Source organism: Nonomuraea sp. NPDC050786 (assembly GCF_040654115.1).
In the GTDB taxonomy this organism is placed as follows: domain Bacteria; phylum Actinomycetota; class Actinomycetes; order Streptosporangiales; family Streptosporangiaceae; genus Nonomuraea.
The window spans coordinates 79,442-93,581 of record NZ_JBFAHJ010000011.1; the positions used below are offsets into that span (position 1 = coordinate 79,442).

The 14,140-nt window shown below is 70.1% G+C and carries 14 protein-coding genes; 7 read left to right on the forward strand and 7 right to left on the reverse strand.

Annotation, left to right across the window (positions count from 1 at the left end):
- A partial coding sequence (locus AB0H84_RS21695) for a LuxR C-terminal-related transcriptional regulator (RefSeq protein WP_357606767.1) occupies nt 1-2,102 on the forward strand: 2,102 nt, incomplete at its 5' end.
- 165 nt (nt 2,103-2,267) lie between these two features.
- Nucleotides 2,268-3,050: a hypothetical protein gene (locus AB0H84_RS21700; protein WP_357606770.1), complete on the forward strand. Its 783-nt coding sequence runs from the start codon at nt 2,268-2,270 to the stop codon at nt 3,048-3,050.
- A 28-nt stretch (nt 3,051-3,078) separates the two neighbouring features.
- Here the strand turns inward: AB0H84_RS21700 and AB0H84_RS21705 are convergent, their stop codons facing one another.
- Nucleotides 3,079-3,210: a hypothetical protein gene (locus AB0H84_RS21705; RefSeq protein ID WP_357606773.1), complete on the reverse strand. Its 132-nt coding sequence runs from the start codon at nt 3,208-3,210 to the stop codon at nt 3,079-3,081.
- Between the two features lie 160 nt (nt 3,211-3,370).
- Here AB0H84_RS21705 and AB0H84_RS21710 point away from each other — a divergent pair, with 160 nt between their 5' ends.
- The gene (locus tag AB0H84_RS21710; protein WP_357606776.1) at nt 3,371-3,523 is read left to right on the forward strand and encodes a substrate-binding domain-containing protein; all 153 of its coding nucleotides are present in this window, start codon (nt 3,371-3,373) and stop codon (nt 3,521-3,523) included.
- A gap of 54 nt (nt 3,524-3,577) precedes the next feature.
- On the opposite strand, the gene AB0H84_RS21715 is transcribed toward AB0H84_RS21710, so the two are convergent.
- Entirely contained in the window at nt 3,578-4,195 is a 618-nt protein-coding gene (locus tag AB0H84_RS21715; RefSeq protein ID WP_357606779.1) for a TetR/AcrR family transcriptional regulator C-terminal domain-containing protein, read from the reverse strand.
- 139 nt (nt 4,196-4,334) lie between these two features.
- Between AB0H84_RS21715 and AB0H84_RS21720 the strand changes: the two genes are divergently transcribed.
- The 4 genes from AB0H84_RS21720 (at nt 4,335) to helR (ending at nt 9,536) form a co-directional block, all read left to right on the forward strand.
- Nucleotides 4,335-5,498: an FAD-dependent oxidoreductase gene (locus AB0H84_RS21720; protein WP_357606782.1), complete on the forward strand. Its 1,164-nt coding sequence runs from the start codon at nt 4,335-4,337 to the stop codon at nt 5,496-5,498.
- 85 nt (nt 5,499-5,583) lie between these two features.
- Nucleotides 5,584-6,798 (forward strand): cytochrome P450, encoded by a 1,215-nt coding sequence (locus AB0H84_RS21725; protein WP_357606785.1) that lies wholly within the window; start codon nt 5,584-5,586, stop codon nt 6,796-6,798.
- Between the two features lie 130 nt (nt 6,799-6,928).
- The gene (locus AB0H84_RS21730; protein WP_357606788.1) at nt 6,929-7,162 is read left to right on the forward strand and encodes a hypothetical protein; all 234 of its coding nucleotides are present in this window, start codon (nt 6,929-6,931) and stop codon (nt 7,160-7,162) included.
- Between the two features lie 223 nt (nt 7,163-7,385).
- Complete coding sequence (gene helR / locus AB0H84_RS21735) at nt 7,386-9,536, forward strand: RNA polymerase recycling motor ATPase HelR (RefSeq protein WP_357606791.1); 2,151 nt, start codon at nt 7,386-7,388, stop codon at nt 9,534-9,536.
- A 25-nt stretch (nt 9,537-9,561) separates the two neighbouring features.
- Here helR and AB0H84_RS21740 read toward each other — a convergent pair whose 3' ends face one another.
- The 5 genes from AB0H84_RS21740 to AB0H84_RS21760 form a co-directional block, all read right to left on the reverse strand.
- A complete protein-coding gene (locus AB0H84_RS21740) occupies nt 9,562-9,765 on the reverse strand; it encodes a hypothetical protein (RefSeq protein ID WP_357606794.1) in 204 nt (67 codons plus the stop codon).
- Complete coding sequence (locus tag AB0H84_RS21745) at nt 9,762-10,259, reverse strand: STAS domain-containing protein (RefSeq protein ID WP_357606797.1); 498 nt, start codon at nt 10,257-10,259, stop codon at nt 9,762-9,764. Before AB0H84_RS21745 ends, AB0H84_RS21740 begins: the two co-directional genes overlap by 4 nt.
- Before the next feature lie 131 nt (nt 10,260-10,390).
- Entirely contained in the window at nt 10,391-10,942 is a 552-nt protein-coding gene (locus AB0H84_RS21750; RefSeq protein ID WP_357606799.1) for a DUF5994 family protein, read from the reverse strand.
- Nucleotides 10,943-11,187: 245 nt separating this feature from the next.
- Nucleotides 11,188-12,510 carry a cellulose binding domain-containing protein gene (locus AB0H84_RS21755; protein ID WP_357606802.1) on the reverse strand — a complete coding sequence of 441 codons (1,323 nt, stop codon included), beginning with the start codon at nt 12,508-12,510 and terminating at the stop codon, nt 11,188-11,190.
- A gap of 413 nt (nt 12,511-12,923) precedes the next feature.
- On the reverse strand, nt 12,924-13,850 hold the full coding sequence (locus AB0H84_RS21760) for an endo alpha-1,4 polygalactosaminidase (protein ID WP_357606804.1): 927 nt from the start codon (nt 13,848-13,850) through the stop codon (nt 12,924-12,926).
- Between the last annotated feature and the right edge of the window lie 290 nt (nt 13,851-14,140).

The following is a 14,140-nucleotide window of genomic DNA, read 5'->3' on the forward strand; positions in this document are numbered from 1 at the left end:
CGGCCTCACGGCCCGAGCCCCTCCCCACCACCGGGACACTCCCGGCCTCACGGCCCGAGCCCCTCCCCACCACCGGGACACTCCCGGCCTCACGGCCCGAGCCCCTCCCCACCACCGGGACACTCCCGGCCTCACGGTCCGGGCTCTTCTCCGCCGCCGGAGCGACCCTGGCCGATCTGGAGCCCGCCGAGACCGCCCAGCTGGTCGAGGTGCGGCCGACCGGGCTCACCCCTCGCCATCTGCTGGTCCTGGTCGCCGCCTACCAGTCCGCGCCGATCTCGGCCCGCGTCGCCGCGCACCTGGCCCTGGCCGAGACGTCGCCCGAGCGGCGGGTCTGGCATCTCGCCGCCGCCGCGCTGCAGCCCGACGAGGAGATCGCGCGCGAGCTGGAGACCATCGGGACATCGTCGGCGCTGGAGCGCGCGGCCGAGCTGACCACCGACCCCGAGCCACGCGGCCGGCGCCATGCCGCCGCCGCGCACGCCGCGTGCGACGCCGGCCAGCTGCGCCGGGCGGCGGACCTGGCGACCCGCGCGACCGAGCTGAGCGCCGAACCCTCGACGCTGGCCGCGGCCGCCCGCGTGCTGGCCACCGTGGAGTCCGAGACCGGCTCGCCGGCCAGGGCCGCGCGGATGCTGCTGGATTCGGCGGCCAGGATCGGCGACGACGCCACGGCCGTCGTCATGATCGCCGACGCGATCCGCCTGTCCGGCTACAGCGGCGACGAGGGGCTCGCCGTCCAGATCGCCGCCGCCGTCTGGGCGACCCCGGAGGCCACGCCGACCCCGGAGGCCACGCCGACCCCGGAGGCCGGGCCGACCCCGGAGGCTGCGCCGGCGCCTTCGCAGGCCGTGCGATCAGCAGCCCGGCCCACCTGGTCCGCTCCGCTGGCCCGGTCGCTGCCCCCGCTGGCGAAGGTCATGGCCGGTGGCCCGCTCAGCGGCTTCTCGGCCATCGGCGAGCTGGTCGAGCACACGCCCGCCCTGGCCACTCAGCAGGCCATCACCGCCACCTCGTTGGGGCTGATGGCCGCCGACGCCGGCTCGGCGCTACGCCTGACCTCCACGCTGGTGACCGACTGCCGCCACCAGGACCTGATGGGACTCCTGCCGTACGCCCTGCAGCTCCAGGCCCAGGCCCTCCTGCTGAGCGGCCGCAACGCCGAAGCGCTCAGCCAGGCCACCGAGGGGCTGAAACTCGCCGGCGACCTCGGCCAGACCCACCGGATCGGGCACCTGAGCGGCCTGGTCGCGCTGATCGCCGCGTTGAGCGGCGACGAGAAGCGCTGCCGGGCCTACGCCGAGTCGAGCCTGGCCTACTGCGCCGACCACGACGCGCCGGCCAGCGCGGCACTGGCCACCTGGGCGCTCGGCCTGCTGGAGCTGGGACTGGGCCGGGCGGTCGCCGCTGTGGGCCACCTCGAGCGCGTGGTCGCCGGACCCGCGCACCACCCGGTGGTCGCGGTCCGCTGCGCGGCGGACCTGGTCGACGCGGCCGTCCAGGCCGACCTGCCCGGTGCCGCCGCCGAGCCGCTCGCCCTGCTGGAGCGGTGGGCGGGTGACACGCGCCAGCGCTGGGTGGGCGCGGTGGCGCTGCGCTGCCGGGCGCTGGTCGCGCCGGACGGCGAGGCGGAGCCGCTCTTCACCCGCGCGCTCGACCTGCACGGCCCGTCCTTGGCGTCGTTCCAGCGGGCCAGGACCGAGCTCGCCTACGGGCAGTGGCTGCGCCGGGTCAGGCGCAGGTCCGAAGCCCGCTCTCACCTGCGCGCCGCGCGGGCTGCGTTCGAGCAGCTGGGCGTGCTCCCCTGGGCGGAGCGCGCCGCGGCCGAGCTGAGCGCGGCCGGGGAGGCGAGCCCGGCCGAGCGGCTGCCGGAAGCACTGCGCGGGCTGACGCCGCAGGAGCGGCACGTGGTGTTCCTCGCCGCGCAGGGGTCGTCCAACCGGGAGATCGCCGCCCAGCTCTTCCTCAGCCCGCGGACCGTCGGCTACCACCTCTACCGCGCTTTTCCCAAGCTGGGCATCACCTCACGGACCGAGCTGGCGGAGCTGCTGCGGCGATCCGGGACGATCACGCCGCGGCCCGGCGTGGCGCTCAGGGCTTGAGACCCCGGTCAGGGGGTGGGGCCGTGCTCTGGCGGACGGTGAGCGTCGTCGCGAGTTCGAGCCCGCCGCCCGGATACTCGACCACATCGATATCGGCCGTCTTCCCGCGCCCCTTCATGATTTGATCTAGCGCGATTTACGGTGAAAGCCTTATTCTCGCCCGACGTGAAACCTCTCAAAATTGCGGCACTCGCCTGCGCCCTCATCACCCCGTTAGCCGGAACCCCTGCCGCGCACGCCTCGGCATATCCGGTGAAAAACCCGGTGCTCACCAAAAACCCGCTGTACCAGTCGGGCGAGCTGCCCACGACGACGTGCGACGAGTTGCCGGCCAAGCCCGAGAACCGCACCCAGGCCCGTGCCTACATCGACGAGGTCATCCGCTGCCTGGAGAACACGTGGGGGCCGCACCTGAAAAAAGCCGGCCTGCCTTATGAGCCGGTCAAGGTCCGGCACGTGACGCGCCTGCCCGAGAAGTACTGCGGTTCCGAGAACGGCATCGAGGATTCCCAGGCGTGGTATTGCGACTGGGACCGCACACTGACCTTCCAGGTCGGCAAGTCATGGCTCGACACCCCTACCGACCTCTGGCTCTTCGACACGGCCGCGTCGATGTACAGCTACCACGTACTGAAATTGGTCGGCATGTACGACGCCGGCGAGGACCTCAGAGCTCGCAGCAAGGCCGAGCACCACGAGCAGGGACGCCGCCTGTCCCTGCAGGCCGAGTGCCTGGGCGGCGCCTTCATGAAGAGCGTCTGGCCGATCAAGGGCAAGACCACGGAGGACTGGAACAAATTCCTCTGGTTCGTCCAGGGGGACGAGCCCGGCGACGTCCCCGAGTACGGCAGGACCAGCACCATCAAGAACTGGATCCGGGCCGGTTTCCGTACCGGCGACCCGGGCTCCTGCAACACCTGGACAGCACCCTCGTCCAAGGTCGCGTAACCCGCCGACCTCATGTGGCCGCAGGCGCTCACGGAAGGGCCTCGCCTGAAAACCCCGGGATAGCCGCGAGGAAGAACTGCCGGATCGCGGATTCGACCTTCACGGAGTCACGGTCGAAGAACCACCGCGCCTGCAGGCCGTTGATGAGGCAGATGGTCATCGTGGCCGACGTCTCGGGGTCGATCGACGGGCGTGGCCCGTCGCGTTCGGCGAGAGCACGACGAGGCCGCGTTCGCCCTCCTGTCAGGCATGCGCCACGCCAAGCTCGCCGCGCCCGGAGATCCGGCGGTCATGGGCGCCGACGACATCCCCTCGCCCAGGTGGCCGATCCCCCGCTCAGCACGATCGCCTTCGACCTGGAGAAGGTGGGCCGGTCCCTGGCCGAGGCGGTCGTGGCGCGCCTGTCAGGCCGCGAGCCGCGCCTGACCCCCGCCTCGCTGGCACCGCACGTCATCCACCGCGCTTCGACCTGAGCGGGGGGCGACGCACGACGGGAGCCTTGCAGCTCCTCGGGGAGACGGGAGCCCTCAGCTCCCCCCGCCCGCGTGGAGGCGGTAGTGCGCGTCCAGGAGCGGCCAGGTCACCGTGGCCATCTCGGCCGGCGTCCGGCGGCAACCGCTCTGGAGCCAGTCGACGACCACGCCGATGAGCGCCCCCGCGATGAACGCGGCGGTGACGTCATGGGGGACGCGCTCCCGCGAGTCGCCGGCGTCGGCCCGGACCAGGTGTTCATGGATGACCGCGGCCATGCGGCGGCGGATGTGGTCGACGACGCGCGCGCTCCCCTGCGGCCCGAACAGCGCGCGATACAGCCCCGCGTGCTCGGCGAGGCTGGCGAAGAACGCCGTCAGCGACAGGGTCGCCTCCTGCGCCAGGTCCGCCGGGTCGAGAGCCGGGGCCGGCAAGGACTCGATCAGGCCGTCGATCATCGCGGTGCAGGCGTCCTCGGCCAGCTCGTGGACGTCCCGGTAGTGGTCGTAGAACGCCGAGCGGCTCACTCCAGCGCCTTCGGCTACGTCGGAGACGCTGATCCGCGACAGGTCCTGCTGCTCGACCAGCTGGATCAGCGCCCGCGCCAGCGCTGATCGGGTGCGACGGACACGCCGGTCGCCCAAGGGGGTGCTGCTCTCTTTGCGGGTGGCCACGCCTGCCAGCATACCGAACGACTACATCTGTAGGTTTTCTTGCAGCTGTAGGCTAACGTGTGGACCGCAGGACGAAGGGATCTGGACATATGTGGATACGTGTAGGCCGGGCCACCCCTCTTCACCCGAGCGACGCCTCGTGACCTCGCCAGGAAGTGTGCTGATCGCCGGCGCCTCGGCAGCCGGGTTGAGCACGGCGGAGGCGCTGCGGCGGCACGGCTATCAGGGGCGGCTGACGCTGCTGGACGCCGAGCTCCATCTCCCCTACGACCGGCCGCCGCTGTCGAAGCAGGTCCTGGCCGGCGACTGGGAGCCGGGGCGGGCCCAGCTCCGTACCGCGGCTCAGCTCGAAGCCCTGAACGCCGAGTTCGTCCGGGGCGAGCCCGCCGTCGCGCTGGACGCGGCCGAGCGCACGGTCACCACCGCCTCCGGCCGGGCGCTGCGGGCCGACGCCGTGGTCGTCGCCACCGGCCTGACCCCACGCCGGCTCGCCGGCCAGGACGGCCTGGCCGGCGTGCACGCGCTGCGCGGCCTCGACGACGCGCTCACCCTGCGCGCCCACCTGACCGCCGGCACCCGGCTCGTGGTCGTGGGCGAGGGCGTCCTGGGCGCGGAGCTCGCCGCCACCGCCCGCGTCATGAATCTGGAGGTCACCCTCGTCGGCATGGGGCCGGCGCTGCTGGGCGAGCAGCTCGGCGAGGAGATCGGCGGCCTGCTCACGCGCACGCACGCGGAGCGCGGGGTACGGCTGCGGCTCGGCGTCGCGGTCGATGCGCTGATCGGCGCCGAAGGCCGGGTCACGGGGGTACGGCTGGCGACGGGCGAAGTGCTGCCCGCCGACGCCGTCGTGGTGGCCATCGGCTCCCGCCCGGCGACCGGCTGGCTGGCCGGCAGCGGCCTCACGCTGGGCGACGGGGTGGAGTGCGACGCCTGCTGCCGCGCCGCTCCCGGCGTCTACGCGGTCGGCGACGTGGCCTCCTTCGAGCACTCGGGTCTGGGCAGGCGGCTGCGCCTGGAGAACCGCACCAACGCCACCGAGCAGGCCCAGGTGGTGGCGGCCAACCTCCTCGGCGCCGATCGCCCGTACACGCCGATCCCCTACTTCTGGACCGACCAGTACGACATCAAGATCCAGGCCCATGGCCTGCCGTCACCGGCGGCCGAGGTCACCATCGTGGAGGGCGGCCCCGAGCAGCGCCGCTTCGCCGCCGTCTACCGCCAGGACGGCCGGATCACCGGCGTCCTCGGCTGGAACATGCCCAAGCAGGCCCGCCTCCTGCGGCAGCAGTTCCTGAACACCTGAAAGAGCATCCGCTCCTTGCCGCCACAGGCGGTCCGGGAGCGGCCCGTCGACACTCGATGACGAGACCTCCATGAGGAGACGCCGAATGAGCGCAGATGAGCAGGTCCTGACCTACCCGATCACGAGCGACGCGGCGCTGGACCCGCCCGCGAAGTGGGCCGAGTTGCGCGGCAAGTGCCCGGTGGCCCACGTGACGCTGCCCAGCGGCGACCGGGCGACGCTGCTGACCCGCTACGCGGACGTCAAGCAGGTGCTGGCCGACCCGCGATTCACCCGTCTGCTGAACGCCCCCGACGCTGCCCGGCTGTCGGCCACGGAGGACGGCGGACTGTTCAGCAGCGAGATGGCGGCGATCCTCCCCGACAGCGGGGAGGAGCACCAGCGCTGGCGGCGCCTGGTCGGCAAGTGGTTCACCGCCAAGCGCATGAACGCCATCCGGCCCACAATGGCGCGGATCGCCGACGACCTCATCGACGACATGGTCAAGCGCGGCGCCCCCGGCGACCTCAAGGCAGATCTGGGCTTCCCGCTTCCGGTCTACGTCATCTGCGACATGCTCGGCGTCCCGGCCGAGGACCGGGAGCGGTTCTCGTACTGGTCCGACACGCTGCTCAACCTGACCCGCTACAGCAAGGAGGAGATCGACGCCGCGCAGGCGGAGTTCTTCCAGTACATGTCCGACCACCTCGCCGCCAAGCGCGCCGCGCCCGGCGACGACCTGTTGAGCGAGCTGATCGCGGCCGGCGGCCCCGAGGACGGCGGACTGAACGACCTGCAGATCCTGGTCACCGGCATGGCCCTGCTGGTCGCCGGGCACGAGACCACCGCCAACATGATCGGCAAGATGGTCTCCATGCTGCTGGCCGACCGTACCCGCTGGGAGCGGCTGCTGGCCGACCCGTCGCTGATCCGCACCACAGTCGAGGAGACGCTGCGCCTCGACGCCAACTCCGGCTTCGGCCTGCCCCGCTACCTGCCGGAGGAGACCGAGGTCAACGGCACCGTCCTGCCCAAGGGCACCACCGTGATCTGCAGCATGGCGGCGGCCAACCGTGACGAGAGCGCCTTCGAGCACGCGGCCGAGATGGACCTGAGCCGCAGCCCCAACCCGCACCTGGCCTTCGGCTCCGGCGCCCACTCCTGCCTGGGCCAGGCGCTGGCCCGCACCGAACTGCAGGTCGTGCTGGAGGTGCTGCTGCGCAGGCTCCCGACCCTGGAGCTGGCCGTGCCCGTGGCGGAGCTGGAACGCGTGGAAGGGCTGGCCGTCGGCGGCCTGCGCACCGTGCCGGTCCGCTGGTGAACCCTGCCGGGGGTGAATGATCGACTGCTTCTGGCAGCATTCGCCGATCGCGGTTACCGTGATCTCAGTTCACCCCAAGGGCCTCGGCGCTCGCTCTGGCCTGAAAGCCGGCTGATCTGGAGGAACCTTCATGAGAATCAAGCGCGGGATCTTAGCGGGGGCGCTGGTTGCCGGCGCGCTCGCTCTCGGCTCGACCCCGGCTCACGCCATTCCTCCGCCCCCGCCGGGAGGCGACAACCTCGTCGTCATCAGCTACTACGCCAGGGATCAGCTCGTCGGGCAGCGCTGGTTCGGGTGCAATCGGCCCACCGATCAGTGGGGGACGCTCGAGGGCCAGATGAAGCTCTCCTTCACACCCTGCTGAGGTCGGTGAGACCCGCGGGCGAATCCCCGGAGCGGCCTCTGGCGGCTCCGGGGTATCACGAAAGCGCAGAATGCGGGAAAGGGGAAGATCCGCTCCTTTCCACTCTTAACGTATAGCGCACCGGGGGGCTTGCGGCAAGACCCGGGTCATACCGCAGAATCGTCGGCCGAGGCCAGAACCTGCGGAAATGGGGATGAAGTTGCGCGTACCCGGAGCTGATGATGTGAACCCGCTGACCACCAGCGCGTTCGATCTTCCCGACCATCTCTCCCCCAAGGCCGACCCGGCGCTGATCGCCGGCGACGAGCGGCACTTCGCGGCCATCGCCGAGAGCCTCGAGCAGTCGATCGCCGAGCTGTCCGACCGTCTCGACGCCGAGCGCAAGGCGCCCGGCGGCAAGGGCCGGCAGGCGCTGGACCGGGACCTGGAGATCCACCGGCTGACCGCTCGCCTGCGCGCGCTGCGCCGCTTCGGTCTGGACCTGTGCCTCGGGCACATGGTCAGCGCGGACGACCCCGAGCCGGTGTACATCGGCCGGCTCGGCCTCACGGACAGCACGGGTCGCCGGCTGCTGCTCGACTGGCGCTCCCCCGCGGCCGAGCCGTTCTTCGGAGCCACCCACGGCAACCCGATGGGGCTGGCCAGCCGCCGCAGGTACCGCTGGACCCGCGGCCGGATCAGCGACTACTGGGACGAGGTGTTCACCTCGGAGGGGCTTGCCGGGCACGCCGCGCTCGACGACCAGTCCGCCTTCATCGCCAGCCTGGGCAGCAGCCGGTCGCCTCGGATGCGGGACGTGCTCGGCACCATCCAGGCCGACCAGGACGCCATCATCCGCGCGGGATCCCGTGGCGCTCTCGTCGTCGACGGCGGTCCGGGTACGGGGAAGACCGTCGTCGCGCTGCACCGCTCCGCCTACCTCCTCTACTCCGACCCCCGCCTCGGCCACCGGCGCGGCGGCGTGCTGTTCGTCGGTCCGCACCAGCCGTACCTGGCCTACGTCGCCGACGTCCTGCCCAGCCTCGGCGAGGAGGGCGTACAGACCTGCACCCTGCGGGACCTCGTCGCCGAGGGAGCGGCGGCGGCGATCGAGAGCGACCCGGACGTGGCCCGCCTGAAGTCGTCCGCGGACATGGTGAAGGCGATCGAGCCTGCCGTCAGGTTCTACGAGAACCCGCCCACCAAGGGGATGACGGTCACAACCCACTGGTCCGACATCTGGCTGAGCCCCGACGACTGGGCCGAGGCGTTCGACGCGCCCGAACCCGGCACGCCGCACAACGAGGCCCGCGACCAGATCTGGGAGGAACTGCTCACGGTCCTGATGGACAAGCACGACGACGATGACGTCTCGGCTGACCTGCTCCGCAAGTCGCTGCTGCAGAACAGGGAGCTGCTCACGACCTTCAACCGCGCGTGGCCGCTGATCGAGGCGGCCGACCTCGTCGGAGACCTGTGGTCCGTACCCGCCTACCTGCGGATGTGCGCTCCCTGGCTGAGCCCCGACGAGGTTCGGCGGCTGCGGCGCGCGGACGCCCAGGCCTGGACGGTGTCCGACCTGCCGCTCCTGGACGCGGCACGGCAGCGGCTCGGCGACCCGGAGGCGTCACGACGTAAGCGCCGGCAGGCCGCCTCCGTCGCCGCCGAACGCGAGCGCATGGCGCAGGTCGTCGACAACCTGCTCGAGGCCGATGACGACGGCGAAGGTGTGGTGACGATGCTGCACGGACAGGACATCAGGGAGGCCCTGGTCGACGAGGGCGCACTGCCCGACGCGGACCCGGACCGGCTCGCCGGCCCGTTCGCGCACATCGTCGTGGACGAGGCTCAGGAGCTGACCGACGCGGAGTGGCAGATGCTGCTGCTGCGCTGCCCGTCCCGGAGCTTCACCATCGTCGGGGACCGGGCCCAGGCCAGGCACGGGTTCACGGAGTCGTGGCAGGAACGGCTGGAGCGGGTCGGGCTCGACCGGATCACCCTGGCCTCCCTGAGCATCAACTACCGGACACCGGAAGAGATCATGACGGAGGCCGAGCCGGTCATCCGGGCCGCGCTCCCGGACGCCAACGTGCCGACCTCCATCCGCCGGAGCGGTGTCCCCGTCGTACACGGATCCGTTGCGGACCTGGGCTCGATCCTCGACACCTGGCTGGCCGAGCACGCCGACGGGACCGCCTGCGTCATCGCCGATCCCACGTTCCAGGCGACCTCCCGCGTCCGGTCGCTGAGCCCGGAGCTGTCGAAGGGGCTCGAGTTCGACCTGGTCGTCCTCATCGACCCGGAGGAGTTCGGCGAGGGCATCGAAGGAGCGGTCGACCGCTATGTCGCGATGACGAGAGCGACCCAGCAGCTCGTCATCCTCACGAGCTCCTGACGCCGGCCGACCATGTCCGAGAACGTCAGGCAACTCGACGGAAGCAGACGGTCGCACGGTAGCGATCGCGGTGCTCCTCAGCCGACTCCGCTTCAGCACTGATGACGTCCAGCTCGGCGTCGGGGCCGAAGAAGTCGTGGGCCTGAGCCCTGGCGTTCTCTCTGATCTCGTCCGGAGTCGCTCCGCTGACGGTGACGCGCAGGGTAAGCGGGAACTGTGTCACGGTCATTGCGACCTTCTTTCGGAAGAAGTAGCGATTCTTCTTGCCACTCTAAACACCCTGACGCGCGAGACCTGCGGTGCTGTAGCCCACCCCGCACCCGGAAAGACGTTTCCCCGGAAAGCCGAGCTCGTCGTGCTCGATTCCCGAGAGAGAATGTCCGGGTCGTCGGCATCCGCTCGTGCCAGCACCGGCAGGCTGCGGTCCAGTCCGGTGATGCGCAGCAGTCGGGACATGAACGGGCGCGGTGCGGTCAGCACGACGGTGACGCCTTGTACTCGGGCGCGACGCTGGACACCCACCATGACGGCCAGCCCGGACGCATCGCAGAACATCACCTCTGAGAGGTCGAGGATGAGCAGGCTGGTGCTGTAGTGCAACGTGTTCAGCAGTTGCTGGCGCAACGCCGCGCTGCTGAAGATGTCAATCTCGCCTGACAGATGAACGGTGGTGGGAGCCGATGGCCCCGCCAGGTCCAGCGGCGATGCGTCGATGACAGTCATGAAAGTCTCCGATCGGAGAAGAGTCGGGAGCGAGGCGCCTGCCGACCGGTGGCCGGTCAACCGCCGACGGCGGTGCCGGCACCGGTCGAACCGGCCGTTGGCAGCACGTGGTCACGCAGGCACGTCACCGGCTAGTTGCCGATGACGCGCCGGCCCTCGTCGTCCCAGCCGGGAAAGCCGCCCTGCTCTCGCGCGCCGGTACCCGGTGCGGCGGGAAGGTGCGCGATGGTGAGGAAGTGGGCGGCGGCGAAGCCGCTCCTGCCCTGGTTGGCGAGTATGAGCGCGGCCTGGGCAGAGCCGCTCCCCGCGCCCGGCGGGATCACCAGCAAGACGATCGGCTCGGCGCGATCGAAGCTCAAGGTCACCACGGGGGGATCGGCCTGGCCGAACCAGCCGACCCTGACCTGGCGTCCGCGTGCCGCGATTCGGCGCGGTAGGTGGTCCCACGCCTGCCGGTACACCGTGACCCGCAGCGTGGTCCTGCCGAGACGCCGATCGACCGCGGCGATCAGGCCGGGCAGTTCGGCAGCGGCATCGACGGAGTACGGCCACCAGGCCCCGTCAACGATGGCGGACCGGTCCAGCGCGGGCCCCATGGAGAGCCGGAGCGTCGAGCCGACGGCAGGAGCCCTGGACGCGCGAGCGCTCAGCGGCTTGAGGTAGGAGAGAAATGTCGGCGTCACGGCTGCACAGCCCGTCCGGCCCGAAAGGCCCTCGATCGTCTATCGCCGCGGGCGACGCCGACCTGAGTGCCAACGCACGAAGTGTCCTCGGTGATCCGAGCCTACCTGCCGGTCCCGGATTCACCAATCCCCAAAGCGGGACCGCCGCAGTACGCAGGACCTCTATACGCCACATGGCGGCCGCCCGCGCATACCGATCTGAAGGTGGTGCAGGCGACGCCCGGACCCGCCAGAAGATCGACGGGCTAGCCGGAGGAGCAGGTGATGCCGGCCGGGCCGGGCGTGGACGGGCCGTTGGCCTGGAAGCCGAAGGTCGCCGTCGCGCCCGGCGCGAGGCTCGTTGCCCAGTTCGGTCCCTTGATCGTCCACGTGCTGCCGGACGGCGTGATGGTGGAACTCCAGCTGTTGACCAGGCTCACGCCGGACGGCGCGGTCCACGTGACCGTCCAGTTGTTCCAGGTGGTCGTACCCGTGTTCCGCACGGTGACATTGGCCGTGAAGCCGCCCTGCCAGGCGTTGGCGACCTGGTAGTTCACGCCGCAGGAGACACCGGTGCCGCCCGTGGGAGTCGGCGTGGGCGTGGGAGTCGGGGTTGGGGTGGGGGTGGGCGTCGAGGTCGAGCCCTGTGAGGTGGTGTAGCCGACCTTCGTGTACGCCGTGCCGCACTGCGGGCTGCAGGCCGACGGAAGCGTGAAGCTGTACACGCGCCCGCCGTTGATCAGCGTGTCCGTGACGTCCCGTACCCGGATCTGGAACTGACTGGCGCCCGACGTGATCCCGCCGATGACGTAGGACTGGCCCATGTCACTGTTCATCTGGGCCGTCTGCCACGCGCCGTTGGCGAAGTACTCGACGCCGTGGATGCCGTTGGCCAGGTGGGAGACGGAGATGGCCGGCCACCAGACCTGGGCGCCCTGCAGGAACCCGATGTTGATGTCGCCGCTGTAGTTGGGCGCGGGGACGAACGACCAGGTGACGTGCCGGTTGTTCCAATGATTGGGATACATGTCCCCGACCGCGGCGCCGTTCTTGACGAACCGGTTGAGCGAGTCCTTGGACAGGTCCAGATGGTACGGATCGTCGCGGCACCAGCCGTTGGAGTCGCCGCAGCTGTCGGCGACGAGCATGGTGAGTTTGGCGCCCTTGTAGGCGTCGGAGACCCAGGAGCCGTTGCGGCAGAACGGCTGGTTCTGCGCGCCGTCGTTGGTGCCCGTGCAGTAGTCGCCGATCTCGACCTGCACGTAGCGGCCACAGTTCAGGCCGTTGTTCCACAGACCGGCCTTGCTGAGGTTGGCCCCGGTCAGCGGCCGGGGGTAGAAGCTGTAGTCGCCGGGCGTGTTGTAGACGTTGAGCGCGACGAAGTCCTGTGAGTCCAGGCTCGCCTGGGGCACTCCGCAACCGCCGTACGGCATGCCGAGTCCGTCGAAATAGGTGGCGTTGCCCGTCACAGGGCCGGCCGGGTCGCTGACCGCGCTGGCGGACTGCTGCATGAAGGGCACCAGGGCGCACAGGGCGACCAGAAAACCGGGAAGCAGGATGGCGATCAACCGGCGACGAGCGTGACTCATCGGACTCCCCACACTCGGAAAGGTTCGACCCGACTCTTTCCGCGGAGCGTTGATCCGGTCAAGCACAGATGCACGCGAGCTGGGCAAACACCTCAAATCCCGTGTAACTTTCATCGGCTCCCCTAGAAGGCCGACATGTCGATGTGACGGCGGTCGGAGGAGCCCTCCCGGCTACCTCGCGTCTTCCAGCAACGGCGCGAGCTTCTCCGCACACGGTGCATGTGCGATCGGCCGGCACAGCCGCAGAACCCGCTCGGCCTGGTACGCCGCCGCCTGGCAGCCGCCCGCAAGACGGGCCCGAACGACAAGATCTCGCCCAGTCACCAGTGTCGTGCGGCGTGTGCGCCGTGTGCGCGCTCGGACTGCGGAACGTGTGCAGGCAGCGGCGGATCGTCGCTGTGCACCAGGCGGGCTCACCTACATGGCCGGTACGGCTTGTCGTACAGCGAGTAGTCGGACGGCTTCTTGAGGGAGCTGAACTTCAGCGTCTTCGACTTGGCGCAGAAACTCGACGGCGATGTCGCGTACTCGACGTGGAAGACGGGCTTGCCCGCCTTGATGAAGACGTTCAGGTCGGAGCACTCGTCGTGCTGGAAGCATTCCTCGTTGACCGCGTAGTCGAACGAGGACACCAGCTCTTCGGCCTGGCTCAGATCGTTCTTCAGCGCGACTGAGAGGCCCCTGCCGTGTGCCAGCGCGGCCAGGGCCCGGTTGTAAACGAGCTGGGTGGCGGGGGTGATGGTCCAGCCCGTGACCTTCTTGCCCTCCTCATGGGCGTTGACGACGTCGAACTCGACCCCGTCGAACCCGGCCTGCGCGCACCTGTCGACACGGGCGGCCATCATCTTCAGCAGGAAGTCCCGCTGGCCCTTGTCGTTGTTGATGTTCGCCCAGCGCTCGTTGGGGAACTCATCGCTGTACTGCTTGCCGAGCAGCGACTTACCGTGGCTCGCGTCCCAGTCGGTGAACTCCTTGTAGTCGGGCCGGAAGTCCTCGATCGAGCCTGCGTCGATGTAGCAGATCGCCTTGGCGCCCTTGGCGTGGATGGCCTTGACCGCCGCCGTGTTGAGTGTCTTGTTGTTGCCGGCGACCTCCTCGGCGGCGTACAGGTCGATGTCGAAGACGGCCGGTCGCACGCAGGAGCCACCGCTCTGCGGGACCTCGCAGATGTCGACATTGACGCCGCCGGTCGAGGCGTAGGCCTTTGTGCCTTGGAGCTGGTACTGCCAGCGGCTCCCCACCGCCGGACGCCAAATCGCCGCCGTGACCGATGTCGTGGGCGACGCCTGGGACGGGGTCGCGAGGCCGAGTGCGGCGACCGGCATCAGGGCCGTGGCCACGGTAAGCCGGGTTAAGAGCCCTCGGGTACGCACCAACACACTCACACCTTCTGTTCCATGTCGTGGAATCTTTTCCAGAATCGACGAAAGCGGAGACAGGTGACTGACCACCCACCTCTTGATCTTGCAAATTCTCGCAAGCCGGATGTATACCACTGCTCGGCTCGCAATACATCCGTTTCCGCAACGGGCACGGAACCAGGGGAGAGGCAGGTCTCGGCGGCCGCGCCGGACGTGGCCGCGCGGCTCGCCGTGCTGAGCGAGGAGCACGACGAGCCGCTGCTGCTCAG

What these genes read in the sequence shown, in the direction of transcription:
- AB0H84_RS21705 (WP_357606773.1), bottom strand. Translation starts at nt 3,210, where the DNA reads ATGACCATCTGCCTCATCAACGGCCTGCAGGCGCGGTGGTTCTTCGAC.
- AB0H84_RS21725 (WP_357606785.1), top strand. Translation starts at nt 5,584, where the DNA reads ATGAGCGCAGATGAGCAGGTCCTGACCTACCCGATCACGAGCGACGCG.
- AB0H84_RS21730 (WP_357606788.1), top strand. Translation starts at nt 6,929, where the DNA reads ATGAGAATCAAGCGCGGGATCTTAGCGGGGGCGCTGGTTGCCGGCGCG.
- AB0H84_RS21740 (WP_357606794.1), bottom strand. Translation starts at nt 9,765, where the DNA reads ATGACCGTGACACAGTTCCCGCTTACCCTGCGCGTCACCGTCAGCGGA.
- AB0H84_RS21745 (WP_357606797.1), bottom strand. Translation starts at nt 10,259, where the DNA reads ATGACTGTCATCGACGCATCGCCGCTGGACCTGGCGGGGCCATCGGCT.
- AB0H84_RS21755 (WP_357606802.1), bottom strand. Translation starts at nt 12,510, where the DNA reads ATGAGTCACGCTCGTCGCCGGTTGATCGCCATCCTGCTTCCCGGTTTT.